The sequence below is a fragment of the Enterobacter cloacae complex sp. AR_0002 genome, from assembly GCF_001922365.1.
Taxonomy (GTDB): domain Bacteria; phylum Pseudomonadota; class Gammaproteobacteria; order Enterobacterales; family Enterobacteriaceae; genus Enterobacter; species Enterobacter hormaechei_C.
In genome coordinates, this window is sequence record NZ_CP018814.1 from 1,524,706 (window position 1) to 1,550,087 (window position 25,382).

General features: G+C 54.6%; 26 protein-coding genes, 2 tRNA genes and 3 pseudogenes. 16 read left to right on the forward strand and 15 right to left on the reverse strand.

All coding sequences use genetic code 11. The features are described from left to right. The first annotated feature begins 158 nt into the window (after positions 1–158). Genes AM329_RS07450 through AM329_RS07460 form a run of 3 tightly spaced genes read left to right on the forward strand, consistent with a single transcriptional unit; the run spans position 159 to position 3,291 of the window. The gene (locus AM329_RS07450; RefSeq protein ID WP_003857607.1) at positions 159–395 is read left to right on the forward strand and encodes a DUF1656 domain-containing protein; all 237 of its coding nucleotides are present in this window, start codon (positions 159–161) and stop codon (positions 393–395) included. Positions 396–397: 2 nt separating this feature from the next. Beyond that, on the forward strand, positions 398–1,258 hold the full coding sequence (locus AM329_RS07455; protein WP_032610212.1) for an HlyD family secretion protein: 861 nt from the start codon (positions 398–400) through the stop codon (positions 1,256–1,258). Further along, positions 1,258–3,291, forward strand: a complete 2,034-nt coding sequence (locus AM329_RS07460; RefSeq protein ID WP_032610210.1) for an FUSC family protein — start codon at positions 1,258–1,260, stop codon at positions 3,289–3,291. The genes AM329_RS07455 and AM329_RS07460 overlap by 1 nt, the downstream gene beginning before the upstream one ends. Here the strand turns inward: AM329_RS07460 and sodC are convergent. The 3 genes from sodC to AM329_RS07475 form a co-directional block, all read right to left on the reverse strand. Further along, positions 3,270–3,788, reverse strand: coding sequence for a superoxide dismutase [Cu-Zn] SodC (gene sodC, locus AM329_RS07465; RefSeq protein WP_032609061.1), 519 nt, complete (start codon positions 3,786–3,788; stop codon positions 3,270–3,272). The two genes, AM329_RS07460 and sodC, sit on opposite strands and share 22 nt — an antisense overlap. Before the next feature lie 81 nt (positions 3,789–3,869). Then, positions 3,870–4,766 (reverse strand): aldo/keto reductase family oxidoreductase, encoded by an 897-nt coding sequence (locus AM329_RS07470; RefSeq protein WP_023313962.1) that lies wholly within the window; start codon positions 4,764–4,766, stop codon positions 3,870–3,872. A gap of 48 nt (positions 4,767–4,814) precedes the next feature. Beyond that, positions 4,815–5,054: a DUF1289 domain-containing protein gene (locus tag AM329_RS07475; protein ID WP_003857614.1), complete on the reverse strand. Its 240-nt coding sequence runs from the start codon at positions 5,052–5,054 to the stop codon at positions 4,815–4,817. A 147-nt stretch (positions 5,055–5,201) separates the two neighbouring features. Here AM329_RS07475 and eptA point away from each other — a divergent pair, with 147 nt between their 5' ends. The 5 genes from eptA to rnt all read left to right on the forward strand — a co-directional run bounded on the left by eptA (position 5,202) and on the right by rnt (position 9,882). After that, complete coding sequence (gene eptA / locus AM329_RS07480) at positions 5,202–6,827, forward strand: phosphoethanolamine transferase EptA (RefSeq protein WP_032609060.1); 1,626 nt, start codon at positions 5,202–5,204, stop codon at positions 6,825–6,827. Positions 6,828–6,868: 41 nt separating this feature from the next. Continuing rightward, positions 6,869–7,468 (forward strand): TetR/AcrR family transcriptional regulator, encoded by a 600-nt coding sequence (locus AM329_RS07485; RefSeq protein WP_003857618.1) that lies wholly within the window; start codon positions 6,869–6,871, stop codon positions 7,466–7,468. 53 nt (positions 7,469–7,521) lie between these two features. After that, entirely contained in the window at positions 7,522–8,619 is a 1,098-nt protein-coding gene (locus AM329_RS07490) for an alkene reductase (protein WP_023324540.1), read from the forward strand. Positions 8,620–8,718: 99 nt separating this feature from the next. Further along, complete coding sequence (gloA, locus tag AM329_RS07495; protein ID WP_003857623.1) at positions 8,719–9,126, forward strand: lactoylglutathione lyase; 408 nt, start codon at positions 8,719–8,721, stop codon at positions 9,124–9,126. Between the two features lie 96 nt (positions 9,127–9,222). After that, positions 9,223–9,882, forward strand: a complete 660-nt coding sequence (gene rnt / locus AM329_RS07500) for a ribonuclease T (protein ID WP_003857625.1) — start codon at positions 9,223–9,225, stop codon at positions 9,880–9,882. A gap of 79 nt (positions 9,883–9,961) precedes the next feature. On the opposite strand, the gene grxD is transcribed toward rnt, so the two are convergent. After that, complete coding sequence (gene grxD / locus AM329_RS07505) at positions 9,962–10,309, reverse strand: monothiol glutaredoxin 4 (protein ID WP_003832760.1); 348 nt, start codon at positions 10,307–10,309, stop codon at positions 9,962–9,964. A 338-nt stretch (positions 10,310–10,647) separates the two neighbouring features. Here grxD and AM329_RS07510 point away from each other — a divergent pair, with 338 nt between their 5' ends. Next, positions 10,648–11,406 (forward strand): C40 family peptidase, encoded by a 759-nt coding sequence (locus tag AM329_RS07510; RefSeq protein ID WP_023313959.1) that lies wholly within the window; start codon positions 10,648–10,650, stop codon positions 11,404–11,406. A gap of 122 nt (positions 11,407–11,528) precedes the next feature. Then, positions 11,529–12,110 carry a superoxide dismutase [Fe] gene (sodB, locus tag AM329_RS07515; protein WP_003857629.1) on the forward strand — a complete coding sequence of 194 codons (582 nt, stop codon included), beginning with the start codon at positions 11,529–11,531 and terminating at the stop codon, positions 12,108–12,110. Between the two features lie 37 nt (positions 12,111–12,147). Here the strand turns inward: sodB and AM329_RS07520 are convergent, their stop codons facing one another. Continuing rightward, entirely contained in the window at positions 12,148–13,314 is a 1,167-nt protein-coding gene (locus AM329_RS07520; RefSeq protein WP_075155259.1) for an MFS transporter, read from the reverse strand. A gap of 161 nt (positions 13,315–13,475) precedes the next feature. Further along, positions 13,476–13,565, reverse strand: a complete 90-nt coding sequence (locus tag AM329_RS25450; RefSeq protein WP_003857632.1) for a YnhF family membrane protein — start codon at positions 13,563–13,565, stop codon at positions 13,476–13,478. Positions 13,566–13,862: 297 nt separating this feature from the next. Here AM329_RS25450 and purR point away from each other — a divergent pair, with 297 nt between their 5' ends. After that, on the forward strand, positions 13,863–14,888 hold the full coding sequence (gene purR / locus AM329_RS07535; RefSeq protein WP_003857634.1) for an HTH-type transcriptional repressor PurR: 1,026 nt from the start codon (positions 13,863–13,865) through the stop codon (positions 14,886–14,888). 17 nt (positions 14,889–14,905) lie between these two features. On the opposite strand, the gene punR is transcribed toward purR, so the two are convergent. Continuing rightward, on the reverse strand, positions 14,906–15,817 hold the full coding sequence (gene punR, locus AM329_RS07540) for a DNA-binding transcriptional activator PunR (protein ID WP_003857638.1): 912 nt from the start codon (positions 15,815–15,817) through the stop codon (positions 14,906–14,908). A gap of 112 nt (positions 15,818–15,929) precedes the next feature. On the opposite strand from punR, the gene punC reads away from it, so the two are divergent. After that, positions 15,930–17,129: a purine nucleoside transporter PunC gene (gene punC, locus AM329_RS07545; RefSeq protein WP_032609059.1), complete on the forward strand. Its 1,200-nt coding sequence runs from the start codon at positions 15,930–15,932 to the stop codon at positions 17,127–17,129. Positions 17,130–17,427: 298 nt separating this feature from the next. Continuing rightward, complete coding sequence (gene cfa, locus AM329_RS07550) at positions 17,428–18,576, forward strand: cyclopropane fatty acyl phospholipid synthase (protein WP_003857641.1); 1,149 nt, start codon at positions 17,428–17,430, stop codon at positions 18,574–18,576. 31 nt (positions 18,577–18,607) lie between these two features. Here the strand turns inward: cfa and AM329_RS07555 are convergent, their stop codons facing one another. Next, entirely contained in the window at positions 18,608–19,249 is a 642-nt protein-coding gene (locus AM329_RS07555) for a riboflavin synthase (protein ID WP_003857643.1), read from the reverse strand. A 225-nt stretch (positions 19,250–19,474) separates the two neighbouring features. Between AM329_RS07555 and mdtK the strand changes: the two genes are divergently transcribed. The 3 genes from mdtK (at position 19,475) to AM329_RS07570 (ending at position 21,159) form a co-directional block, all read left to right on the forward strand. Then, on the forward strand, positions 19,475–20,848 hold the full coding sequence (mdtK, locus tag AM329_RS07560; RefSeq protein WP_032609058.1) for an MdtK family multidrug efflux MATE transporter: 1,374 nt from the start codon (positions 19,475–19,477) through the stop codon (positions 20,846–20,848). A gap of 153 nt (positions 20,849–21,001) precedes the next feature. Continuing rightward, positions 21,002–21,078, forward strand: a tRNA-Val gene (locus tag AM329_RS07565). 4 nt (positions 21,079–21,082) lie between these two features. Then, positions 21,083–21,159: transfer RNA gene (locus AM329_RS07570), tRNA-Val, on the forward strand. 178 nt (positions 21,160–21,337) lie between these two features. Here the strand turns inward: AM329_RS07570 and AM329_RS07575 are convergent. From AM329_RS07575 to AM329_RS07605, 7 genes and pseudogenes are all read right to left on the reverse strand, one after another. Then, complete coding sequence (locus tag AM329_RS07575) at positions 21,338–21,808, reverse strand: Hsp20 family protein (protein WP_003857647.1); 471 nt, start codon at positions 21,806–21,808, stop codon at positions 21,338–21,340. Between the two features lie 172 nt (positions 21,809–21,980). After that, on the reverse strand, positions 21,981–22,181 hold the full coding sequence (gene glgS, locus AM329_RS07580) for a cell surface composition regulator GlgS (RefSeq protein WP_022650936.1): 201 nt from the start codon (positions 22,179–22,181) through the stop codon (positions 21,981–21,983). 356 nt (positions 22,182–22,537) lie between these two features. Next, complete coding sequence (locus tag AM329_RS25785) at positions 22,538–22,933, reverse strand: hypothetical protein (RefSeq protein ID WP_032610209.1); 396 nt, start codon at positions 22,931–22,933, stop codon at positions 22,538–22,540. A 331-nt stretch (positions 22,934–23,264) separates the two neighbouring features. Next, positions 23,265–23,708 (reverse strand): type VI secretion system baseplate subunit TssE, encoded by a 444-nt coding sequence (tssE, locus tag AM329_RS07590; RefSeq protein ID WP_032610207.1) that lies wholly within the window; start codon positions 23,706–23,708, stop codon positions 23,265–23,267. Then, positions 23,708–24,148 (reverse strand): annotated as a pseudogene (tssJ, locus tag AM329_RS07595) (type VI secretion system lipoprotein TssJ); the annotation flags it as partial. The gene tssE and the pseudogene tssJ, both read right to left, overlap by 1 nt. A 1-nt stretch (position 24,149) precedes the next feature. Beyond that, positions 24,150–24,953: pseudogene (locus AM329_RS07600) on the reverse strand (type VI secretion system baseplate subunit TssF); the annotation flags it as partial. Continuing rightward, positions 24,934–25,344 (reverse strand): annotated as a pseudogene (locus AM329_RS07605) (contractile injection system protein, VgrG/Pvc8 family); the annotation flags it as partial. The pseudogenes AM329_RS07605 and AM329_RS07600, both read right to left, overlap by 20 nt. Positions 25,345–25,382: the final 38 nt, after the last annotated feature.

Consider the following 25,382-nt stretch of genomic DNA (forward strand, 5'->3'; position numbering starts at 1 on the left):
TAGTGATTTTAGAATAGTTTGCAGTATTTGTATTGCCAAAACAAATGCAATCACGGTATTCATCATTCCTTAAAGGATGATTTACACTGAACGGTAATGCGCCATCGCATTGAAATCTGCCATTGTGGCCCTCATTCCACCGCAAAGGATCGCTGCTTGTGACGTTGTTTTCCTTCTCCGCAGGGTTGCCCCTCCAGGATCTGATTGTTGGCGCATCGGTCTACTTTCCGCCACTGTTTAAAGCCGTGATGGTCGGTTTTGTGATCTGGCTCATTGCGCATCGTCTGCTGCGCGACTGGATGTATTCCGGTGAAATCTGGCACCCGATGTTAATGGATCTCTCCCTGTTTACCCTCTCCGTCTGTCTTGGCCTTGCCGTGTTAACCGTGTGGTGAGAATAGCATTGAAAACGTTAAAATATTTTTCCACTCTTTTCGTCTTAGCGCTGGCGCTTATCGCCGGCTGGTGGCTCTGGAATTATTACATGCAGTCGCCCTGGACGCGTGACGGCAAGATCCGCGCGGAACAGGTCAGCATCACGCCACAAGTGTCCGGCAGTATCAGCGCGCTGCTGGTGAAGGACAACCAGTTCGTTCATGCGGGTGATGTGTTATTCCGCATCGACGAGACCCCTTTTCACATTGCGGTGCTCAATGCCCAGGCGCAGCTCGCAAAAGCTCAATCCGATCTGGCAAAAGCCAATAACGAAGCCGAACGTCGCCGACATCTGTCGAGGAATTACATCTCTGCGGAAGATCTCGATACCGCCAATATCAATGTAAAAGCCATGCAGGCCAGCCTGAAGGTTGCAGAGGCAACGCTGAAACAGGCCGAGTGGCAACTGACCCAGACCGTTGTCAAAGCTCCGGTGGATGGATGGATCACGAGCCTCTCGACCCGTGTGGGGGATTACGCCACCACAGGCCAGCCGGTCTTTGCCCTGGTCGACAGCCGCTCTTTCTATGTTGTAGGTTATTTTGAAGAGACCAAGCTGCGCCATATCCGCGAGGGAGCGCCTGCCCGAATCACGCTTTACAGCGGCGCAGAAACGTTACAGGGTCACGTTAGCAGCATAGGTCGGGCAATTTACGATCAGAGCGTGGAAACCGATTCTGGCCTGGTGCCCGACATCAAACCCAACGTACCGTGGGTGCGTCTGGCTCAGCGGGTGCCTGTTCGCGTCGAGTTTGATCAACTGCCGAAAGACATTACCCTGGTCTCTGGCACAACCTGCACCGTCGCCATCGGATCGCGATGATGAACCTGGGAGCTCTCTCCTGGCGCAATACGCCGTGGATAAAAGCGACACGGCCGCAGTGGCGTTACGCGCTGCGTAACGGCATCGCCATGTGCCTTGCGCTTACGGTTGCCTATTATCTAAATCTGGATGAGCCTTACTGGGCGATGACCTCTGCGGCGGTCGTCAGCTTCCCTACCGTCGGGGGCGTTATCAGTAAAAGCCTCGGGCGCGTGGCAGGTAGCCTGCTGGGGGCAACCGCCGCACTGCTTCTTGCCGGCCATACTCTGAACGATCCCTGGCTCTTTTTGTTAAGCATGTCGGCATGGCTGGGGCTGTGTACCTGGGCCTGCGCTCATTTTACCAATAACGTTGCCTATGCGTTTCAACTGGCGGGTTACACCGCGGCCATTATCGCCTTTCCGGTCGTCAACGTGCTGGATACCACCGAGCTGTGGGATATCGCCCAGGCACGCGTGTGTGAAGTGATGGTCGGCATTCTGTGCGGGGGCGTCATGATGATGATCCTGCCCAGTACCTCAGATGGCACTACGCTTATCACCGCCCTTAAAACGATGCACGCACGTTTGCTGGAACATGCCAGCCTGCTCTGGCAGCCTGACAGCAGCGATGACATCCGCCTCGCGCACGAAAAGGTCATCGGCCAGATCCTGACCATGAACCTGTTGCGCATCCAGGCTTTCTGGAGCCACTACCGTTTTCGTCGCCAGAACACGCTTCTGAACTATTTACTGCACCAGCAATTGCGGATGACGAGCGCGATCTCGAGCCTTCGTCGGATGTTGCTGAACTGGCCTGCACCCCCAGCCCATACCCGGGAGATTATCGAGGCGCTGCTCGCTACCCTTGCGCGTTCGGATGCCGATATTTATACCGTGGCCCGCATTATCGCGCCGCTCGCCCCAGCGGATGAATATGACTACCGGCATCGCGCCTTCTGGCAGCGTCTGAACTATTTCTGCCGCCTGTATCTGCGCAGCAGCCGCTGGTTAAAAGCCGTCGAGAATGCCACGCCCGTCACCGAATTTTCCGTTCCCGGTAGTCCTGCTCTGGCGCGGCATACCGACGCAATGGAGGCGCTGTGGAGCGGTTTTCGTACGTTTTGCGCGTTGACGGCCGTAGGCGCATGGGCCATCACCACGCAATGGGATGCGGGCAGTGCGGCCCTGACGCTTGCGGCAATCAGCTGCGTGCTCTATTCCGTCGCCGCTTCCCCCTTTAACTCCCTGACGCTTCTGCTGCGTACGCTGGTGCTGCTGTCGCTGTTCAGCTTCGTGGTGAAATTTGGTTTGATGGTGCAGATAACCGACCTCTGGCAATTTCTGCTATTTCTCTTCCCGCTATTAACCACCATGCAGTTGCTCAAACTGCAAATGCCTAAACTGGCCGGTCTGTGGGGTCAGTTAATTGTTTTTATGGGCTCATTTATCTCTGTAACGAATCCACCGGTTTACGATTACGCTGATTTTCTCAACGACAACCTGGCGAAGATCCTCGGCGTGGGGCTGGCGTGGCTGGCTTTCGCCGTGCTACGCCCGGGCTCGGACGCGCGTAAAAGCCGCAGGCATATTCGGGAGTTGCGCAGGGGTTTTGTCGATCAGCTGAGCCGCAGGCCGCATCTGCGCGAAAGCGAGTATGAATCGCTGGTTTACCATCATGTCAGCCAGCTGAATAACAGCCAGGATTCACTCTCCCGTCGCTGGCTACTGCGCTGGGGCGTGGTGCTGCTAAACTGTTCGCACGTGGTGTGGCAGTTGCGCGCCTGGGAGACGCGTTCCGATCCGCTGTCGCAGGTCCGTGATAACTGTATTTCCATGCTCCGCGATGTGATGAGCGAGCGCGGGGTGCAGCAGCGCCCCCTGAGCGTCACGCTCGCCGAGCTTCAGCGTATTTGCGACACGCTGGCGCACCATCATCAGCCTGCGGCCCGCGATCTGGCATCCATTATCTGGCGGCTGCACTGCTCCCTGTCACAGCTTGAACAGGCGCCGCCACCCGGAACGATTGGCGATCAGATCACCCCGCAGGCATAGCGCGCCCCGCCGCCGCCAAGCGGTTTAGGTTGATCGGACATGTTATCGCCGCCCACGTGGATCATCAGCGCCTTGCCTTTGACCTCGTCAAGCTTTTTGAGTCGTGGCGCCACAACCGGATCGGTGGCTTTACCATCGTTATTTACCACCAGCACCGGCAGATCGCCGAGGTGCCCCATCCCTTCCGGGCCTTCATGCTTACCGGAGTTCTGCGGGTCGAGATGCCCCCCTGCGGCTTCCGCAGCTGTTGGTTTCCCCTCTTTCATCGCGGGTTGACAGCTGCCTTTAGCATGAACGTGAAAACCATGTTCGCCGGGTGGAAGAGCCTTGAGATCGGGAGCAAATTCCAGCCCTTTATCGGTTTCGGTGATTTTCACCGTCCCGATGGACTGACCTACCCCCTGAGAAGTGACGAGATTCATTTCAACGTCCTCGCTGGCTGCCTGCGCCCCTGCGCAAACAACCAGCGTGACCATTGCCAGAGCAAAACGCTTCATATGACCTCCACGGGTTATTTTTTGCACCTTAAGTCTATACCAGAGGCGCAGATTTCACCGGAAAGTCAGGTTCAGGCGTGCTCAGGGTACGTCGTAGCCCAGCGCCGCCTTACGAATGCGGAACCACTGCTGACGCGTCATATCCAGCTCCTCAGCAACAAGCGCAGCGCGGACACGCTCAATTTTGCCGGAGCCAATAATTGGCAGCGGTTTAGACGGCAGGCGCAGGATCCAGGCGTAAACCACCTGCTCGATACTCTCCGCATTCAGTTCGCGCGCCACCGTTTCAAGCTCGTTACGCAGCGGCTGGAATGCCTCATCGTTAAACAGACGGCCGCCTCCCAGGCAAGACCATGCCATTGGACGGATGCGCAGCTGTTGCAGTTGGTCGAGCGTGCCATCCAGCAGCAGCGGCTGATGAACAGGCGAGATCTCCACCTGATTCGTCGCCAGCGTAAACGGCAGGCGAGACTGCAATAGCGCAAACTGTGCCGGGGTGAAGTTAGACACGCCAAAATGGCGCACTTTGCCGCTCTGGTGCAGCGTCAGGAAGGCTTCCGCGACCTCATCCGCATCCATCAACGGGTCGGGACGGTGGATCAGCAGCAGGTCGATACGATCTGTGGCCAGGTTGACCAGTGACTGCTCGGCGCTTTTAACGATATGCGCGCTGTCAGTGATGTAATGTCCAAGCGCATGCTCCGGTTTTGCTGTGGTGGCAATACCGCATTTGGTCACAATCTCCATTCGTTCACGCAGCCCCGGCGCACGCTTCAGCGCTTCGCCAAAGGCGGCCTCGCACTGATAGCCGCCATAAATATCAGCGTGATCGACGGTGGTGATCCCGAGATCGAGATGCTCTTCTATAAAGTCCGCCAGCTGGACCGGAGACATATTCCAGTCCATGAGGCGCCAGTAGCCCATAACAAATCGGGAGAATTCCGGGCCCTGTGGGGCAAGGGTAATACGCTGAACCATAACATTTTCCTCAAGGAAGTCATGTCACCAGTATACGCAATTACCCTGCTAAAACAGTGAAGGTTGCTGAGGTTCTTCGGGTTCAACCGCTTTGTTTGCACGAATTTTACGCAGCAGACGCTGTCGGCAAAGCCGTAAGACCTCCTGCTTTTGCGCGTCGCTGAAATTTTGCCAGTTAAAACGTTCATCGCGCGTGCGCATGCAGCCACGACAGTATCCTCGTTCATCAACCTGGCAAATACCCCGGCACGGGCTCTGGACAGGGAAAAATTCCAGTTGCTCTGCCACACTTACCTCCAGAACGTCATTATTCCCTACAGTGAAGACCCTAAATGGCTTGCATGCAAGGATGTCTGCCACAAACAGGACATTAAGGTTTCGCTAATCTTCCATTCTTATACTCGCCGCATTGATATAACGAATGGTCTGCTCATCATGTGGTTCGCAAAAAAGTTACACTGTAACGATATAAAATTTACTCTGGGCTGTGCATTTTTCTTTACCGTACTGAATGCACTGTTTATCCAGCGCAGCTGGTCAATTATTGCGCCTGCGCATCTGCACGATGTCCTGTTTGCTGCCAGCGTGCCGCTGGTACTGTTCTGCGGCTGGGTGATTGTCTTCAGCCTGTTAAATATCCCCTATATTCGTAAGCCGCTCCTGATTGTCCTGACCCTGGGATGTGCCGCCGCGACCTGGTTTATGTATACCTATGGCGCGGTTATCGATCAGAACATGATTGTGAACGTGTTCGAGACTAATTCTCAGGAAGCGACAGCCCTGGTGACGCCGCAGATGATCCTGTGGCTGGTCGTAGCGGGTCTGGTTCCATCTGTTGTGTTAGCCCTGACGCGCATTCGCACCGGAAAATGGTGGTATGCCCTCCTGACGCGCTTCGCCGCTATGTTGGGTGCGCTGCTGGTGATCATCCTGGTCGCGTCAGTGTTCTATAAAGACTATGCTTCGCTGTTCCGCAATAACAAAAGCATCGTAAAAATGGTCACCCCGGCGAATTACGTGAGCGCCGTGGTGAAATACAGCAAAATGCGCTGGTTTGCCGGCGACCAGACGCTGGTCCGCATTGGCGAAGATGCTCATAAAGGCGCGCTGATTGCCAGCCAACGCAAGAAAACCGTGCTGGTTGTGGTGGTGGGCGAAGCCTCCCGCGCTGCAAACTACTCGTTAAATGGTTACCCGCGTGAAACCAACCCCGAGCTGAAAAAGCAGGATGTCATCAACTTCCCGCGGGCCTCCTCCTGTGGCACGGAAACCGCTGTTTCCGTCCCCTGCATGTTCTCCGGCATGACGCGGAAAAAATATGACGCGGACCTCGCCCATCATCAGGAAGGTCTGCTTGATGTGCTTAACCACGCCGGGTTCAACCTGCTGTGGCGCGATAACGACGGCGGGTGTAAAGGCGCCTGCGACCGCGTGCCGCACACGGACATGACCCAGTGGAAACTGGATCAGTTCTGTAAGGACAAATCCTGTATCGACGACGTTAACCTGTACCGCCTGGACAACGTGCTGGATGGAATAAAGCAGGATACGGTTCTGGTTATTCACCTGATGGGCAGCCACGGTCCGGCCTATTACAAACGCTACCCCGACAGCTTCCGCAAGTTCACCCCAACCTGCGATACCAATGAAATTCAGGATTGCGATCATCAGTCGCTGATCAATACCTATGACAACACGATTCTGTATACCGACAGCGTCGTCAGCCGAACCATCGACGCACTGAAAGCCCGGCAGGCCAACATGAACACGGCGCTCATTTACCTCTCCGATCACGGTGAATCGCTGGGCGAAAGCGGAATTTACCTGCACGGTACGCCGTATATGCTGGCCCCGGAGCAGCAAACGCATATTCCTTTTATGTTCTGGCTCTCCCCGGATTATGCGAAAAACTTCGGCGTAAACACGGATTGCCTGCGTGACCATGCCGCAAAAGAGGCGGTTTCACAGGACAATTTATTCGCCACCGTTCTGGGCATGATGGACGTGAAATCAGCGGTTTATCAGCCGCAGCTGGATATTCTGTCGCAGTGTCGTCGCTAAGCGGGCTTGCATTAGACCGAACGGTCTATTAGAGTAAGGGCATGAGCAGACACACTGAACACGATACACGAGAACATTTGCTGGCTACCGGCGAGCGCCTTTGCATGCATCGCGGGTTTACCGGGATGGGGCTTAGCGAGTTGTTAAAAACCGCTGAAGTACCTAAGGGATCGTTTTATCACTATTTTCGTTCCAAAGAGGCGTTCGGCGTTGCCATGCTGGAGCGGCACTACGCCAGCTACCATCAGCGCCTGGCAGCCCACTTCGCCAGCGGTGAAGGTGACTACCGGGATCGTGTTCTGAACTACTATCAGGAAACGCTGACGCAGTTCTGTCAGCAGGGCATCATCAGCGGCTGCCTGACGGTAAAACTGTCTGCCGAAGTGTGCGATCTCTCCGAAGATATGCGCACCGCCATGGATAAAGGGGCCAGCGGCGTGATTGCCCTGCTGGCTCAGGCGCTGGAGAGCGGGCGCAATGAAAAAACGCTCTCCTTCTCCGGCGATCCGCTCACGCAGGCACAGGTGCTCTATTCCCTCTGGTTAGGCGCCAACCTGCAAGCAAAAATGTCTCGCAGCGCCGTGCCGCTCGAAAGCGCGCTGGCGCACGTGAAAAACTGTATAACCGCGCCTGGCGTGTAGCCGGCGTTTTTATTTACCCTTTTACTAGTCGACTGGTCTACTCAGGAGCCATTATGTCCGCTGAAAAGCTGTTTACCCCACTGAAAGTGGGTGCCGTTACTGCCCCAAACCGCGTGTTTATGGCCCCACTCACCCGTCTGCGCAGCATCGAGCCGGGCGATATCCCAACGCCATTGATGGGTGAGTATTATCGTCAGCGCGCCAGCGCGGGCCTGATTATTTCCGAAGCCACGCAGATTTCTGCCCAGGCAAAAGGCTACGCCGGTGCGCCGGGTCTGCACAGCCCAGAACAGATCGCCGCGTGGAAAAAAATCACCGCAGGTGTTCATGCTGAAGATGGCCGTATTGCGGTTCAGCTGTGGCACACCGGACGTATCTCACACAGCAGCATCCAGCCTGGCAGTCAGGCGCCGGTTTCTGCTTCTGCCCTGAACGCCAATACCCGCACTTCCCTGCGCGATGAAAACGGTAATGCGATCCGCGTTGACACCACCACGCCACGCGCGCTGGAGCTGGACGAGATCCCGGGTATTGTGAATGATTTCCGTCAGGCCGTCGCCAACGCCCGTGAAGCGGGCTTCGACCTGGTTGAGCTGCACTCTGCGCACGGTTACCTGCTGCATCAGTTCCTGTCCCCTTCTTCCAACCAGCGTACCGACCAGTACGGCGGCAGCGTTGAAAACCGCGCGCGTCTGGTGCTTGAAGTGGTGGATGCTGTCTGTAATGAGTGGAGCGCAGACCGCATTGGTATTCGTGTCTCCCCGATCGGTACTTTCCAGAACGTCGACAACGGTCCGAACGAAGAAGCAGACGCGCTGTATCTGATTGAAGAGCTGGCGAAACGCGGTATCGCCTATCTGCACATGTCCGAGCCGGACTGGGCAGGCGGCAAGCCTTATAGTGAAGCCTTCCGCCAGAAAGTGCGCGAGCGCTTCCACGGCGTGATTATCGGGGCGGGCGCGTATACGGCAGAGAAAGCTGAAGATCTGATCGGGAAAGGCCTGATCGACGCCGTGGCCTTTGGCCGTGACTACATTGCTAACCCGGATCTGGTTGCCCGTTTGCAGAAGAAAGCCGAACTGAACCCGCAGCGCCCTGAAAGTTTCTATGGCGGCGGCGCGGAAGGTTATACCGACTACCCTTCACTGTAATCCCGCTTTGTACATTGATAGCGGCGACCTTTCGCCGCTATACTAAAACATCGTTTCTGTTCAAAAAGATAATCCATTCCACTGGTTAATGAGGAAATTATGCGCCTACTTCACACCATGCTGCGCGTTGGCGACCTGCAACGTTCCATCGATTTCTACACTAACGTTCTGGGCATGAAGCTGCTGCGCACCAGCGAAAATCCGGAATATAAATACTCTCTGGCGTTTGTCGGTTACGGCCCGGAATCTGATGAAGCGGTCATCGAGCTGACCTACAACTGGGGCGTAGACAGCTATGAGCTGGGTACGGCTTACGGACACATCGCGCTGGAAGTGGATAACGCCGCCGAAGCCTGCGAACGTATCCGCAGCAATGGCGGTAACGTCACCCGTGAAGCCGGTCCGGTTAAAGGCGGTACCACCGTCATTGCGTTTGTGGAAGATCCGGACGGTTATAAAATCGAACTGATTGAAGCCAAAGACGCTGGTCGCGGTCTGGGCAATTGATCCCTCAGGGCGCACTATGCGCCCGTTGTTTTGCTGCATCCCCTCTCAAAATTTGCCATAATGCGCACTGCTTTTTCCCCCTTGTAAGAGACCCTGATGTCCGATAACGCTCAATTTACCGGTCTGTGCGACCGTTTTCGTGGTTTTTATCCCGTTGTCATTGATGTAGAAACAGCCGGATTTAACGCTAAAACCGATGCGCTGCTTGAGATTGCCGCCATCACGCTGAAGATGGATGAACAGGGCTGGCTTGTACCGGACACCACGCTGCATTTCCACGTTGAACCCTTTGAAGGGGCAAACTTACAGCCAGAGGCGCTGGCCTTTAACGGTATCGATCCGACAAACCCGCTGCGCGGGGCGGTAAGCGAATACGAGGCGCTGCACGCCATTTTCAAAATGGTGCGCAAAGGCATGAAAGAGAATGACTGTAGCCGCGCCATCATGGTAGCCCACAACGCTACGTTCGATCACAGCTTCACCATGGCTGCCGCCGAGCGCGCCTCGCTGAAGCGTAATCCATTCCATCCGTTTGTGACCTTCGACACCGCCGCGCTGAGCGGCCTGGCGCTGGGGCAAACCGTGCTCTCGAAAGCCTGCATCACGGCGGGTATTGCGTTTGACGGTACCCAGGCGCATTCCGCGTTATACGACACCGAGCGTACGGCGGAGCTGTTCTGTGAGATCGTCAACCGCTGGAAACGTCTGGGCGGCTGGCCGCTGCCGATGGGCGACGAGGCCGATCTTCAATCGTAGGTTGGGTTATCAACAGCCCCCCAGGACAAAAAAAAAGCGACCAACATAATGTGGTCGCTTTTTTATATCCGCAGAAAACTTATTCTGCGTCCGGCTCTTCGGTTTTATACTTCGCCGCAGTCTCTTTGATCAGCTGTTGCAGTTCGCCGCGCTGATACATTTCAATCAGGATGTCGCATCCGCCAACCAGTTCACCATCAACCCACAGCTGTGGGAAGGTCGGCCAGTTTGCGTATTTTGGCAATTCAGCGCGAATGTCCGGGTTTTGCAGGATATCAACGTAAGCAAAACGCTCACCACAGGCGGACAGCGCCTGAACCGCTTGCGCGGAGAAGCCGCAGCTTGGCAGCTTCGGAGAACCTTTCATGTACAGGAGAATCGGGTTTTCAGCGATCTGGCGCTGAATTTTTTCAATAGTGGTGCTCATGTCTTGCTTCCTTTAACTTCTGTTACGGCATCAGTCTGACATTGTAGCGGGTCAGGCCGACATCGGAAAATAACATTTTTGTCACGTATAATTATTTTATCGCTTATCGCATAAAGTTGCATTGCTAATGTCGTTTATCGCCAGACGGGGTGCGGTTTTGCTTAAGGAGCGAACAGGAGTGCGTCAGAATGGTGAATTTTTTTGCACTTGCTAACGAAACATAATTTTTGAATGAAAAATGCTATTAACTTCTTCTGAATTTATGGATTAGAATCGACAGGTTTTGTAAATCTCACGCGGGTATGCATTGTGGCCTGCATTTATCAGGGGACTGCCCAGTGGCGCGGATAACTAAAATCTCGATGACGCTCTGTGCTTTACTGTTTACCACACTCTCATTTACGCCAGCGGCGAACGCCTCTGAACAGGCGCGGCATTCTGCTGTACAAAAAACGCATCTGGCAAAATCCACAGAACGTAAGAAAAAAACCACCAGCAAAACAGTTAAGAAGAAAATCACCGCTCAGACCAAAAAGACCGCCTCCAGTAAAACCAAAACTCTCCGCTCCGGCACGCACAAAACCACCCGCACAACCGCCAGCCTGGTGAATGAAAAATGCACCGTGCGCAAAGGCCATAAAACGAAATGCGCAAAAGTGACGAAGCTGGCTGACGTGCATAAAGCGCGCATGCAGAAAGCGCAAAAAACGGCGATGAACAAACTGATGGGGCAAATAGGTAAACCGTATCGCTGGGGTGGCACCTCTCCGCGCACCGGTTTTGACTGTAGTGGGCTGGTTTATTATGCCTATAAAGATCTGGTGAAGTTTCGCATTCCACGCACCGCCAATGAGATGTACCATCTGCGCGACGCCGCCCCTGTAAACCGTGGCGAACTGCAAAATGGCGACCTGGTGTTCTTCCGCACCCAGGGACGCGGTACGGCCGATCACGTTGGGGTGTATGTGGGTAACGGTAAATTTATCCAGTCACCGCGCAGCGGTCAGGACATTCAGATCACCTCTCTCAGCGAAGATTACTGGGTGCGCCACTATGTGGGTGCGCGCCGCGTGATGACGCCAAAAACCATCCGCTAGCCCCTGCCCTGCCGCCTCTGTGGCAGGGTAAGTTCCTCTTTTGCATACCCTTTCAATTTGCTATCCTGTCCTTGTTGTCTGTAGGGTTATTGGCAACGTATAAAACTATAAGGAGAGAAGCAATGTCGTTCGAATTACCTGCACTACCGTATGCAAAAGACGCCCTGGCCCCGCATATTTCCGCGGAAACCCTGGAGTACCATTACGGCAAGCATCACCAGACCTATGTCACCAACCTGAATAACCTGATCAAGGGCACCGATTTTGAAGGCAAAACGCTGGAAGAGATCGTGCGCAGTTCAGACGGCGGCGTATTCAACAACGCCGCACAGGTGTGGAACCACACCTTCTACTGGCACTGCCTGGCCCCGAATGCAGGCGGAGAACCTGACGGTGAGCTGGCGGCAGCGATTAACGCCGCGTTCGGCAGTTTCGCGGATTTTAAAGCGAAGTTTACTGACGCAGCCGTTAAAAACTTTGGCTCCGGCTGGACCTGGCTGGTAAAAGAGGCTGATGGCAAACTGGCTATCGTTTCCACTTCTAATGCGGGTACCCCTCTGACCACCAGCGCCACGCCGCTGATGACCGTGGACGTATGGGAACACGCCTATTACATTGATTACCGTAATGCGCGCCCGAACTACCTGGAACACTTCTGGGCACTGGTTAACTGGGAATTTGTTGCGAAGAACTTCGCCGCGTAAGAGACACGCAGAAGGGGCAGCCCTTCTGCGTTTTTGTTTATTCCGCCGTACACACCGCTTGAGGCTGTTTACGACCAGACATTATCACCAGCAGCAGGCCGAGTGCGGCAATGATCGCCCCCATCACCGGCACAAAGCTGTAACCCAAACCACCGGAGATCACCGCCCCGCCCGCTGCGGCCCCCAGCGCATTGCCCAGGTTAAACGCACCGATATTCACCGATGAAGAGAGCCCCGGCGCTTCGTGTGCAACGCGCATTACACGCATCTGCAACGGTGGCACCACGGCAAAGGTTGCGGCGCCCCATACCACCATGGCAATCGCGGCACCCACTTCGTTACGCGCCAGCCACGGAATCGCCACCATGATGACAATCAGCAGCGTTAAAAAACCTTTCAGCGTCCCGCTGACGGAGCGGTCGGCAAATTTCCCGCCGAGATAGTTGCCAATCGAGAACCCGACACCAATCAGCACCAGCATCGCGGTAACAAAGAGTGGCGTTGCGTGGGTTATGTCGTGCAGCACCGGGGAGATATAGGTGTAGAGCGTAAACATCGCCCCGGCCCCCAGCACCGTGGTGAGCAGCGCGGACAACACCTGAGGACGCATCAGCACCGCCAGCTCTTTACGTACTTCCGGACGTTCTCCAGCACTTCCTTTCGGCAGTGAGAAAAACAGCGCAACCATCGCGACCACGCCCAGTCCGGCGGTTGCGAGGAAAGACATACGCCAGCCGATGGCTTCTCCCAGCCAGGTGGCGGCGGGAACGCCGCCGATATTAGCGATGGTGAGGCCCATAAACATAGTGGCTACCGCGCTGGCCTGCTTATGTTTTGGCACCACGCTGGCAGCAACAACCGAGCCCAGTCCGAAGAAGGCGCCATGGTTGAGGCTGGTAAGAATGCGCGAAAGCATCAGAGTGGTGTAATCGGGCGAAATCGCGGAAAACACATTGCCGAGAGTGAAAATCGCCATCAGGAAAATCAGCGCGTTGCGGCGCGCACGGTGCGAAAGCAGAAGCGTCATCAGCGACGCGCCCACCATCACGCCGATCGCGTAGGCGCTAATTAACATACCGGCCGCAGGGATAGAGACGTCTACCCCCCGGGCGATAACAGGCAATAACCCCATCGGGGAGAATTCAGTGGTGCCAATCCCAAAGGCGCCAATCGCCAGGGCCAGCAGGGGAAAATTGATTTTCATGAAGAGACTCCGGATACCGTGCCATAACCCGGCACAGAACTAAGAAGTCAAAAGCATGACATCAATCACAAAAAATGAGAAGTTAACATTTTGGCAAAAGATTTTTGCCGGAGAGGTAACAATAGCGGCAAGAGAGGGAGAAGGTTCTCCCTCCGCCTGAATCAGTGCAGTGCAGCGGTTAAACCACCGGCAACAATCAGAGCAAGAACAACAATGGTGGTAAACAGCGAAAACTTCAGATCGGTACTCATCAATTTTTCTCCTTTTATTCACCCTACGAAAAGTGAGCTTGCTCATTTTTACACAGTTCAGGTCAAAAATCTTCCAGGATTTAAACGGATATCCACTTTACCTCTTCCCCTTTTCATCAAGATAGGACAAAATTCCACGCTAAATTTATTAGCGTACCGGCCACTGACCCCCTCCTGACGTCCTGTGTCGTTTTCCCGGCGTGTCGCAACTCATGTTTGCGTAATAAGGGTGAGAGAAGGCAAACGTTTACCTTCAATTTTTTCAGGAGCTTAGGATATGGTCTGGAGTGACATTTAATGGCAACAATTAAAGACGTAGCAAAACGCGCAAACGTTTCCACTACAACCGTATCACATGTTATTAACAAAACGCGTTTCGTCGCTGAAGAGACGCGTAATGCCGTCTGGGCGGCAATCAAAGAACTGCACTACTCGCCAAGTGCCGTCGCCCGCAGCCTGAAGGTTAATCACACCAAATCGATTGGCCTGCTGGCCACCAGCAGTGAAGCGGCCTATTTTGCTGAAATCATCGAAGCCGTTGAAAAAAACTGCTTCCAGAAAGGCTATACCCTGATTCTGGGCAATGCGTGGAACAACATTGAAAAACAGCGCGCTTACCTGTCAATGATGGCGCAAAAGCGCGTCGACGGCCTGCTGGTAATGTGTTCTGAATACCCTGAGTCGGTCCTTTCCATGCTGGAAGAGTATCGCCACATTCCGATGGTAGTCATGGACTGGGGCGAGGCGCGCGCAGACTTCACCGACTCCGTTATTGATAACGCCTTTGAAGGCGGCTACATGGCGGGGCGTTATCTGGTAGAACGCGGTCATCGTGAAATTGGCGTGATCCCGGGTCCTCTGGAGCGTAACACCGGTGCTGGCCGTCTGGCCGGTTTCATGAAAGCGATGGAAGAGGCGCTGATCACCGTGCCGGAAAACTGGATTGTTCAGGGCGACTTCGAGCCGGAGTCAGGCTATCGCGCCATGCAGCAGATCGTCTCCCAGCCGCATCGCCCTACCGCGGTGTTCTGCGGCGGCGACATCATGGCGATGGGCGCGCTATGCGCGGCAGATGAACTCGGCCTGCGCGTCCCCCAGGATATCTCGGTGATCGGCTATGACAACGTGCGCAACGCCCGCTTCTTTACCCCGGCGCTGACCACCATTCACCAGCCGAAAGATTCGCTGGGTGAAACGGCCTTCAACATGCTGCTGGACAGGATCGTCAACAAGCGTGAACAGTCCCAGTCCATTGAAGTTCACCCGCGCCTGATAGAACGCCGTTCCGTTGCGGACGGTCCGTTCCGCGACTACCGTCGTTAATCACTTTCCGGGGCCAGCTATGCTGGTTCCCGCAACCACTCCCGGTTCAGCGTTTCGCTGTCTCCCAGATAATCCAGCAGCCAGGCCATGGCGGGCGAGACGTCGTTTTGCTGCCACGTCAGACAGCATGCGGCATCCGGGAAGGGGTTTTCCAGCGTCAGAGCCACCCACTCTCCCGCGTCGATGCGCGGGCGCGCAAAATGCACCGGCACCATGCCAACGCACAGCCCCGCGCTCAGACAGGTGGCTGACGACTCCCAGTCCGGCGCGACCACGCGGCGCTGATTATCCAGCAACCAGGTAATGCGCTTGGGCAGCGAGCGGGAGGTATCTTCCAGCACCAGCGAGGGCCAGTTGCGTAATGTGTCATCGCTCAGCGGCCCTTCCAGCGCTGCCAGCGGGTGATCGCGCGCGACCACGCAGGTCCAGCTCAGCATGCCCATGTCGCGAAACGCGTAGCGCCCACCAACCGGGATCGCCTGGGTTGCACCAATCGCCATCTCCGCCCTGCCGTCCGCCAGCGCATCCCAGACGCCGTTGAACACTTCCTGCGAAACACGCAGTTCGACGTCGGAAAAATGACGATAGAAATCGACGATCATCTGCCGGGTCCGCTCCGGCTTAACAATGTTATCCACCGCGATAGCGAGATGCCCGCGCCAGCCGTTGGCGATCTGCTGGCACTGCTCACGGGTGATCTGCATTTTTTTGATGACAGACCGCCCTTCCTTCAAAAACCACGCTCCGGCAGGCGTGAGCTCCACGTCGCGATGACGCCGCTCGAACAGCGGCACCGCCAGCCACGCTTCCAGCTGACGCACCGTGTAACTGATCGCCGAGGGAACGCGATGCAGCTCCTGGGCGGCGCCGGTAAAGCTGCCGTTACGCGCCACGGCATCAACCACTTCAAGGGAATAATCTGACCACATCTTTAGCCTGCAAATTTTTTGAATGCACCCGCCAAATATTAGCGTTTCACAAGCCGCTTTGCACTCCCTACACTCTGCGCCAACGTACACCTGCCTCCTCAGGAGAAAAAAAGTGCAACCCAAGAAAGGATTTTTAGTCTGGCTCGGCGGCTTAAGCGTGCTGGGCTTTTTGGCGACCGATATGTATCTGCCCGCGTTCGCCGCGATGCAGGAAGATTTGCAAACCCCTGCCGCCGCCATCAGCGCCAGTTTGAGTTTGTTCCTCGCCGGTTTTGCTTTTGCGCAATTGCTGTGGGGGCCGCTCTCGGATCGTTTTGGCCGTAAACCCGTCCTGTTGTTGGGGCTGGCGATTTTTGCCGCAGGCTGTCTGGGCATGCTGTGGGTCCGCGATGCCGCCTGGCTGCTGGCGCTGCGCTTTATTCAGGCGGTCGGTGTCTGTGCCGCTGCGGTGACCTGGCAGGCGCTGGTAACCGATTACTACCCCGCCTCGCGCACTAACCGCATATTCGCCACCATTATGCCCCTGGTCGGCCTGTCGCCGGCGCTTGCCCCGTTACTGGGCAGCTGGATCCTGGCGCATTTCGACTGGCAGGCCATTTTCGCCACGCTCTTTGCTATTACGCTGGTCCTGATGCTGCCCGCGTTCGGGCTTAAACCGGCGCATAAAAAAGAGACGCATCCGGACGCGAAGCCCATCACCTTTACCTCTTTACTGCGGTCGAAAGCCTATCGCGGTAACGTGCTGATTTATGCCGCCTGCTCTGCCAGCTTCTTTGCCTGGCTGACCGGTTCGCCGTTCATTCTGCATGACATGGGCTACAGCCCGGCGGCTATCGGCCTTAGCTATGTACCACAGACCATCGCCTTCCTGGTGGGTGGCTATGGCTGTCGCGCCGCGCTGCAAAAATGGGAAGGCCAACAGATGCTGCCCTGGCTGCTGGTGCTGTATGCGCTAAGCGTGATTGCGACCTGGGCTGTCGGCTTTATTCCCGGCGCCGGGCTTGCAGAAATTTTGATTCCGTTCTGCGTCATGGCGATCGCTAACGGGGCCATCTACCCTATCGTTGTAGCCCAGGCGTTGCGTCCATTTCCGCAGGCGACAGGCCGCGCTGCCGCGCTGCAAAATACCCTGCAACTTGGCCTGTGCTTCCTGGCAAGTCTCGTGGTCTCTGCGTTGATTGCAACCCCGCTGCTCACCACTACCAGCGTGATGCTGATCACCGTTGCGCTGGCGGGATTGGGCTATCGCATGCAGTCCTCCGCGCTTCGCGAGCAGAATGACAATGCACAAACCGAAACGTCGCACGCCTGATTGCGCGGGAAACTATGTTAAAAACCAGTGATTAGGTAGCTAACAATTTTCTGTTGAATCACCAAATTTTGCGGCCTATACTGAATTTGGTTCGATTAAATACGATAAATATTAAGTGTTAACGGGAGCCGGAGCGCTCCCGTTTTACCATGGAAGGCATTTCGGCAAGGGTTATCTCCCTTCCTCTGTTCTACGTCGGATATTAGCCTCGCGGGCATTTACCGTGAGATTTCTCACAAACCAAAAAAGCGTCTACGCTGTTTTAAGGTTCTGATCACAGCAAGGTGATGGAGAAGCTATGAGTTCATCGTGTATAGAAGAAGTCAGCGTTCCGGACGATAACTGGTCCCGGATCGTCAGTGAACTGTTGGGACGTGCGGGCATTACGATTAATGGCTCATCCCCCTCCGATCCCCAGATAAAGCATCCCGATTTTTTCAAACGCGTGTTACAGGAGGGATCGTTAGGGCTGGGTGAAAGCTATATGGACGGCTGGTGGGAGTGTGAGCGGCTGGATATGTTCTTCTCCAGCGTATTACGCGCCGGTCTTGAAAAACAGCTCCCTCGTCATTTCAAAGATACCTTACGTATCGCCTCCGCCCGCCTGTTCAATCTGCAAAGTAAAAAACGGGCATGGATCGTCGGTAAAGAGCATTACGACCTTGGCAACGATTTGTTCAGCCGTATGCTCGATCCTTTAATGCAGTACTCCTGCGGATACTGGAAAAAAGCGACGACCCTGGAAGAGGCGCAGCAGGATAAGCTGCAACTGATCTGCGATAAATTGCAGTTACAGCCCGGTATGCGTGTGTTGGACATCGGCTGTGGCTGGGGTGGTCTTGCCTGGTTTATGGCGAAAAATTACGGCGTCAGCGTAGTCGGCGTCACGATTTCGGCTGAACAGCAGAAGATGGCGCAGGAACGCTGTCTGGGACTGGATGTTGATATTCGGCTTCAGGACTACCGCGACCTGAATGAGCAGTTCGATCGTATTGTTTCCGTAGGTATGTTCGAGCACGTGGGGCCGAAGAACTACAAGACCTACTTTGAGGTCGCCGATCGTAACCTGAAGCCTGACGGAATTTTCCTGCTACACACCATCGGCTCTAAGCGCACCGATAACAATGTGGACCCCTGGATCAACAAATATATCTTCCCGAATGGCTGTTTACCCTCTGTTCGCCAGATTGCGAACGCCAGCGAACCGCATTTTATTGTGGAAGACTGGCATAACTTCGGCGCAGATTACGACACGACCCTGATGGCCTGGCATGAACGTTTCCAGGCTGCATGGCCTGAAATCGCCGACAACTATTCGGAACGATTCAAACGGATGTTTAGCTATTATCTGAATGCCTGTGCGGGCGCGTTCCGTGCGCGGGATATACAGCTGTGGCAGGTGGTGTTTAGTCGTGGGATTGAGCACGGCTTGCGGGTGGCTCGCTGAAAAAATAACCCCGGTTTCCCGGGGTTAATTTTTATTCTTCTTCCACGGTCTTTATTATCGCCGCCTCTTTCGCCGCCAGCACGCGCTCAACGGTATCCACGACCGCCTGGGTCTGCGGATCAATTTCGATATTTACGCGCTGCCCCAATTTTTTTGCGCCAAGCGTAGTACGTTGCAGCGTTTCAGGAATTAAATGCACGCAAAAACGCGTAGGCGTCACTTCACCGACGGTCAGACTAATCCCATCGATGCCAATAAATCCTTTATAAAGGATGTATTTCATTAATGACGGATCCTGCACCTTGAACCAGATTTGACGGTTATTTTCCGAGGTCACAATTTTCGCCACTTCTGCGGTGGTCATAATATGGCCCGACATCAGATGCCCACCAATCTCATCGCTGAATTTCGCCGCGCGTTCAACGTTGATGATATCTCCCACCACCAGCTCACCCAGGTTAGTGATGCGCAGCGTCTCTTTCATTAAATCAAAGCTAATCTGATTACCGTTAATTTCGGTCACCGTCAGGCAGCAGCCGTTATGCGCTATCGACGCCCCGGTTTCAATGCCGTCGAGCATATATTCAGGCAGCTCAACCACGTGAGTGCGGAAATTCGGTTTTTCATCAATGGACACCACTTTGGCAGTGCCCTGCACAATACCAGTAAACATGCTTACAGCTCCTGTTCATTCCGAACGGCGATGACACCGTATAATCCCACCACAATAACAGTTGAAAAAACAGGTTGCCAGTGATGCGCAATTTCTGGCGATTTTTTCACTAGATAATTAGTTAAACCCCGCTACAATAGCTGGCATCCCTCTGTTTTTTCTTCTTGCTGCCAGTAACGGCGGCCTTTTTAGTCTCTCAAATAACTACAATACAAAGGTGTTCACGTGCAGAAGTATATGATCGAAGCGCGTCAGTTATTGGCACTGGCAATACCGGTGATCGTCGCGCAGGTAGCCCAAACCGCAATGGGATTTGTGGATACGGTAATGGCCGGTGGTTACAGCGCCACCGATATGGCCGCCGTGGCGATCGGAACCTCAATCTGGCTCCCGGCCATTCTGTTTGGTCACGGCCTGCTGCTGGCGCTGACGCCCGTCATCGCACAGCTTAACGGCTCCGGTCGACGTGACCGCGTGGCCCATCAGGTGCGCCAGGGCTTCTGGCTGGCCGGGTTCGTCTCCGTCCTGATTATGATCGTCCTGTGGAACGCCGGGTATATTATTCGCGCCATGCATAATATCGACCCGGCGCTGGCGGATAAGGCGGTCGGTTATCTGCGCGCCCTGCTCTGGGGCGCGCCCGGCTATCTGTTCTTCCAGGTGGCACGTAACCAGTGTGAAGGGCTGGCAAAAACCAAGCCGGGCATGGTGATGGGCTTTATCGGCTTGCTGGTGAACATTCCCGTGAACTATATCTTCATTTACGGTCATTTTGGCATGCCGGAACTCGGCGGCGTGGGCTGCGGCGTGGCGACGGCAGCGGTGTACTGGGTGATGTTCGGAAGCATGCTCACCTACATTAAGCATGCGCGATCCATGCGCGACATTCGCAACGACACCGCCTTTAGCACGCCTGACTGGTCGATGTTGACCCGCCTGACACAGCTGGGTCTGCCCATAGCGCTGGCGCTGTTCTTTGAAGTGACGCTGTTTGCCGTCGTCGCCCTGCTGGTCTCGCCGTTAGGGATTATTGATGTGGCAGGCCACCAGATCGCGCTGAACTTCAGCTCTTTGATGTTTGTTCTGCCGATGTCGCTGGCGGCTGCGGTGACGATTCGCGTGGGCTTCCGTCTGGGGCAAGGTTCTACGCTGGATGCGCAAACGGCTGCCCGCACCGGGCTGGGCGTCGGCGTCTGCATGGCGGTCTGTACCGCCCTCTTTACCGTGCTGTTGCGTGAGCAAATTGCCCTGCTCTATAACGACAACCCGGAGGTAGTGACTCTGGCCTCGCACCTGATGCTGCTGGCGGCCATTTATCAGATCTCTGACTCCATCCAGGTCATTGGCAGCGGCGTGCTGCGTGGGTATAAAGATACGCGTTCCATCTTCTTTATCACCTTTATCGCTTACTGGGTGCTGGGTCTGCCGTGCGGGTACATTCTGGCGCTCACGGATCTGGTGGTGGATCGCATGGGGCCAGCCGGATTCTGGATGGGCTTTATCATCGGCTTAACGTCTGCGGCCATTATGATGATGCTGCGCATGCGTTTCCTGCAACGTCAGCCCTCTACGGTTATTTTGCAGCGCGCTGCACGTTAATGACCCTGTAGCCGCCGGCTGGCGGCTACTTTCTCTTCACTTTGCGCGGTAATGAAGCAATCGCGTGAAATCAGAGAGAAAAATGCATTTTCCCTCTTGCCACCTTGGTGCTGTGCCGCTAATATTCGTCCCCGTTGTCACCGACAACACAATGCGTTCATAGCTCAGTTGGTTAGAGCACCACCTTGACATGGTGGGGGTCGTTGGTTCGAGTCCAATTGAACGCACCATCTTGCGTCTGTAGCTCAGTTGGTTAGAGCACCACCTTGACATGGTGGGGGTCGATGGTTCGAGTCCATTCAGACGCACCAATCTGTTTTCTCTCACATTTCATTCCCGTTCAGCCTCATGCAGAGGCAGCAAACCTTTTAAGCACATCGAAAGTGACCTCCAGCCCGCGCGTACCGGGAAAAGCGGAATGGCATAAGCCCCATCAGGTTAGCAAAACGCCCGGCGTTTGCCGGGCGTGAAAACAACGTCAGTCAACGATTACGGCTTATGTTCAATCGCCGGGTTGTTGTTGATGGCGATGCGCTGCGGTTTCTCTTCTTCCGGGATATCCTGGTGTAATTCAATTGCCAGTAAGCCGTTTTCCAGCGAAGCGCCGGTCACTTTCACATGCTCCGGCAGACTATAGCTGGCCCGGAAGTCGCTGCGGCTGATACCCCGATGGATCCACCCTTCTTCGCCGTTTTCGGTTTTCTCCTCTTCACGTTTACCGCTGATATTCAGCTGACCGCCAACGGTTTCAATTTCCAGTTCGCTCTCTTTCCAGCCCGGCACGCTGAGCGTCAGTTCATAGCGGTTATCGCCCAGCCGCCGGATATTGTAAGAAGGCGTGGAGGGCAACGGCGTACTGCCGGTTAGCTGGCTAAAAAGGCGATCGATACGGTTAAAACGGTCCGCAAACAGAGAGTCGGAGAGATCGTTCAACACGGGAAAGGTTCTGAGAGTCATCATGTACCTCCTGAACAGTAAAAAAGAATATTCAAAAAGTTCATGTCTTATGGGCAGGTGTTCCTTACCCGCTTTCTATATGTGGTTACCGCAAAATATTTCAACCTCAGGAGCCTGCAAAAATGTAGCTGGAACCTAAAAAAGCAACGGGCCGTTAAGCCCATTGTTCGTTACATCATCGCAGTTCTATAACTCTCGCCCGCTCAGCCTGCTTTCGGTAGTGGTCATATCGCTCCCGGAACCATGCCTGCTGTTTATTACTCATATTGCCGGTCACGGCATCGATATCAACTGGCTGGCCCAGGGCGTACATACGGGCAAAACTGCGTGCCAGAAAATCAAAATTCTTTAATGCGTTTATATCTTGTCGCTTCATTAGCATATCCCTTCAGTCGCTGTGGTTACTGTTCAAGGTCATATGCTTTTCTGATCTCAGTATCCGCCTGAAAAAGATCGTTTTTTGAGCGACGCGTGCGCATCCATCTGCCAGTGTTCACATCTCAGGAACGACAAAACTCTTCAGCCCTGGTCATGATTTTCCCTCCCTTTTATCACTCATGCAGAAAACATAAACGCCAGCCATGCAGTAAGTTTGCCACGTATCCGGAAGGTGCGAACGGCGTGCTTTAATGCCAGACGCTGTAACAGGTCGCCCAGCGCGTTCAGGTGGGTTTCCACCTGCAAGCGTCTTATCAGTTCGAATAACAGACAAATAACGTTTACACTGGCGGATTAATACTGATTACCTGAACAAATGGGTAAATGGGTGAATCCGGGCTTGTTGGCCATATAGAGAGGGGCGCATGTAGGTTGCCGCGGTTGTGTATCGAACTGCGCATTGTTTTCTACAACACGCTGCTCCTGGCCTTTCACGGCTATTCTCTTTTTCGTCTGCGCTTTCCTGGCGGAGGGGGAGGGTTTTACCTGCCGGGGCAGTTCGGAGGCACCATAACCTGAACAGAATCGCTTCGACTGGCTCAGACTTCCGTCATTGCAGACAAAACGACCATCCGATGTACAGTGTGCTATGCCACCTTTTGAGCCAGAGCAGGGCTGTCTTCCACGGGCGGCATCAGCCTGCATGTTAAAAAGTACACTGACCATAAGAAGGAGAATTCTCATTTTCATATCTGTATCCATGATTAACGTCATCATACTCAGGGTATCCCCTCAGCCATTGACCTTTTCGCCAGATAAAATGCAATGACTCACGGCGAAGAAATCAATTATTAATATTTCAGTACCCGCTACAGCACAAGCTTTACAATAACTCATTGAAAAGTAACTCTTTAATGTATATTTTCTGACCAGGGTAAAATAAATATCTGGTCGTTCATGTTGCCTGCTCGCCCAATTTTCATGAAGTGGTTATTTTCGCAGGCGAAACTCTGCAATATGCATCCTCGCGATGTCGGTAAAAGATGTGGGGTGGTTTTACGTGCTGAATTTCAAAATTGGCTCACAATCGGGCTGTATTATCCAGATACTGCTGTTGTTTCAGATGACGGATTAATACCCTGCCCTCGGGCATAAACTCCGTGCCGTAGCGCACTAGCCCCACCCCCTTCAGCTCCGCATCAATGGCGTAGCGGAGTTCACCGGGCTGAATCTGTTCCTGCATCACCACATTAATCCGGCTCAGGCGCGGCTCGTATTTCATCAACACAGCCGACAGTGTGGTAATCAGCTGGTGGGCGGTCCCGGGCATTCCCTGGAGGATTTTTGTCATATCCGGCAGACCGTAGTCCGGCAGGTGAGCCAGCGTACCGGCGCGGCAGTTGAGGATGCGCTGCATGTTATCGAGTACTGATAAAATCAGCTGGTTCTCCTCACTGACACTGTGCAGGTCAAGCCCGCCGGCGAAGTTACCGTACAGCATGTCATACAGAGACGGACGCGGCATCATTCCCCCTCCAGCGGTTTCAGCGTCAGACGATTATTACTGACTTCGATAACCCGCGCCTTATCCGGGTCAAGGTCGTCACGGGTCAGGGTAATACGCCAGGTATCATTTACCTGGTCCGGTGCCATAAACATCCCCGCCACCGCCACAACCTGCGCGCTCTCTTCCATCGGCATATCCAGCGTCACCGATTCGCCAGGGCGCAGGCGGATATCCTTTTCCGCCACAAGATCGGCTTTAATGGCCTGAGTGTCACTGGCGAACAGCGACGGATAATCAGTACTGTCAAACGCCTTACGCTCTTTAAGCTGGTAAATTCGCACCACCGTTGCCAGCGATGCCCCCTTCGCGTTGTTGTTCACCCCTTCGCGCGCCTGAATATCCAGGTGAAGGGTTTTCACCTGTCTGTAAAAAATGGACTTCGTGACGGCGACGGTGCCAGCCGGGCAGGCGCGGACTGTGATTCTCTTTCCACCGGATACATTTCCCTTCTGGCTGAACAATCAGCGTGAGCTGGTTAAACTGATTCATGTCGGCATACAGGGCGAAAAAACGGTTAAGCAGTTCGCCAAACAGGTGGATATCGCCCTCTCCGGTAAATCCATTACTGTCGAGCGTCACCTCCACGTCCAGCCCGCGCAGCAAAAAACCGTCCTCAAAGCGCTGAATGCGGTGGTGCCTGACATCCAGGATGGCATCGAGGCGACGGTTGTTCAGCTCGTCGTCCCGCCAGTTATAGAGCGAGAGCGTGCCGCGCAGCACCAAAGCGCTGCTCATCATATTGAGAAACCGGGAGCCCAGATGGCTCATCACCCGCCAGTGGAAACGATCCTCCGCAGGCGGGTATGCGGGCAGCGTCGGCTTGCAGAGATTACGCACGGTGAGGGGCGTGTCATAGACCTGTTCACAGCGGTCCAGCAGCGTGCTCTGCAACGCCCGGCGCGGTAACTGGCCGTTGGTGCCAGTGATGCGCAGCGAGACTGTCTCCCGCTCCAGCATCCGGTCAGCTTCCCACTGCTGGCCGCCCAGTATCAGCCAGGTATCGTGCATCCCGGTGACGCCCCGCTTCACGCGGGTGTGGTAATATCGTTCCGGCGCGTGACGACGCATCATGCCGCCCTGATGGCGAAAACTGGTGAACGGCACATAGTGCGCTTCGCCGGTACGCCCGGAGCCGTTGACGCTGTCCACCGAGTAAATCTCGGTATGCCCGTCCTGAAGACGTTTCGGGCGCAGCAGGTACTGACTTATTGACAAAGAAACGGTGACTGCGGTGCTGCTTATCCAGCAAAAACAGGAATGGCTTAAGCGTGATCAGGTACTGTGTCTGGTCGGCAGAGCCAGTAATGCGTCTGAAATGAGTAATGACACCGTGCATTTTTTTCTGTTCAGTCAGACTCTCCAGTAACCCGCCCCCCATCGTAAGGGTTGCGGGTTTACACAAAAACCAGGCAGCCTCAAGATGTTTGTCCGTAGTAGTAAAAATGATGTCATACCTGTAAATTCTGCTCAGGCCTTCAATACCGCTGAAGTCTTCCACATCAAGTGGAGAAGGACAGGAAGGAATATCCAGCCTGTAGCGGTTCAGGGTTCCCGCCCCGGATAAAACGTTTTGCAAAGAGTCAGTGAGATTCATAATTTTTCACTCCATGAACGGATCTAAAAGGGGATTTG

What these genes read in the sequence shown, in the direction of transcription:
- AM329_RS07460 (WP_032610210.1), top strand. Translation starts at nt 1,258, where the DNA reads ATGAACCTGGGAGCTCTCTCCTGGCGCAATACGCCGTGGATAAAAGCG.
- sodC (WP_032609061.1), bottom strand. Translation starts at nt 3,788, where the DNA reads ATGAAGCGTTTTGCTCTGGCAATGGTCACGCTGGTTGTTTGCGCAGGG.
- AM329_RS07470 (WP_023313962.1), bottom strand. Translation starts at nt 4,766, where the DNA reads ATGGTTCAGCGTATTACCCTTGCCCCACAGGGCCCGGAATTCTCCCGA.
- eptA (WP_032609060.1), top strand. Translation starts at nt 5,202, where the DNA reads ATGTGGTTCGCAAAAAAGTTACACTGTAACGATATAAAATTTACTCTG.
- AM329_RS07485 (WP_003857618.1), top strand. Translation starts at nt 6,869, where the DNA reads ATGAGCAGACACACTGAACACGATACACGAGAACATTTGCTGGCTACC.
- AM329_RS07490 (WP_023324540.1), top strand. Translation starts at nt 7,522, where the DNA reads ATGTCCGCTGAAAAGCTGTTTACCCCACTGAAAGTGGGTGCCGTTACT.
- gloA (WP_003857623.1), top strand. Translation starts at nt 8,719, where the DNA reads ATGCGCCTACTTCACACCATGCTGCGCGTTGGCGACCTGCAACGTTCC.
- rnt (WP_003857625.1), top strand. Translation starts at nt 9,223, where the DNA reads ATGTCCGATAACGCTCAATTTACCGGTCTGTGCGACCGTTTTCGTGGT.
- grxD (WP_003832760.1), bottom strand. Translation starts at nt 10,309, where the DNA reads ATGAGCACCACTATTGAAAAAATTCAGCGCCAGATCGCTGAAAACCCG.
- sodB (WP_003857629.1), top strand. Translation starts at nt 11,529, where the DNA reads ATGTCGTTCGAATTACCTGCACTACCGTATGCAAAAGACGCCCTGGCC.
- AM329_RS07520 (WP_075155259.1), bottom strand. Translation starts at nt 13,314, where the DNA reads ATGAAAATCAATTTTCCCCTGCTGGCCCTGGCGATTGGCGCCTTTGGG.
- AM329_RS25450 (WP_003857632.1), bottom strand. Translation starts at nt 13,565, where the DNA reads ATGAGTACCGATCTGAAGTTTTCGCTGTTTACCACCATTGTTGTTCTT.
- purR (WP_003857634.1), top strand. Translation starts at nt 13,863, where the DNA reads ATGGCAACAATTAAAGACGTAGCAAAACGCGCAAACGTTTCCACTACA.
- punR (WP_003857638.1), bottom strand. Translation starts at nt 15,817, where the DNA reads ATGTGGTCAGATTATTCCCTTGAAGTGGTTGATGCCGTGGCGCGTAAC.
- cfa (WP_003857641.1), top strand. Translation starts at nt 17,428, where the DNA reads ATGAGTTCATCGTGTATAGAAGAAGTCAGCGTTCCGGACGATAACTGG.
- AM329_RS07555 (WP_003857643.1), bottom strand. Translation starts at nt 19,249, where the DNA reads ATGTTTACTGGTATTGTGCAGGGCACTGCCAAAGTGGTGTCCATTGAT.
- AM329_RS07575 (WP_003857647.1), bottom strand. Translation starts at nt 21,808, where the DNA reads ATGATGACTCTCAGAACCTTTCCCGTGTTGAACGATCTCTCCGACTCT.
- glgS (WP_022650936.1), bottom strand. Translation starts at nt 22,181, where the DNA reads ATGAAGCGACAAGATATAAACGCATTAAAGAATTTTGATTTTCTGGCA.
- AM329_RS25785 (WP_032610209.1), bottom strand. Translation starts at nt 22,933, where the DNA reads ATGAAAATGAGAATTCTCCTTCTTATGGTCAGTGTACTTTTTAACATG.
- tssE (WP_032610207.1), bottom strand. Translation starts at nt 23,708, where the DNA reads ATGCCGCGTCCGTCTCTGTATGACATGCTGTACGGTAACTTCGCCGGC.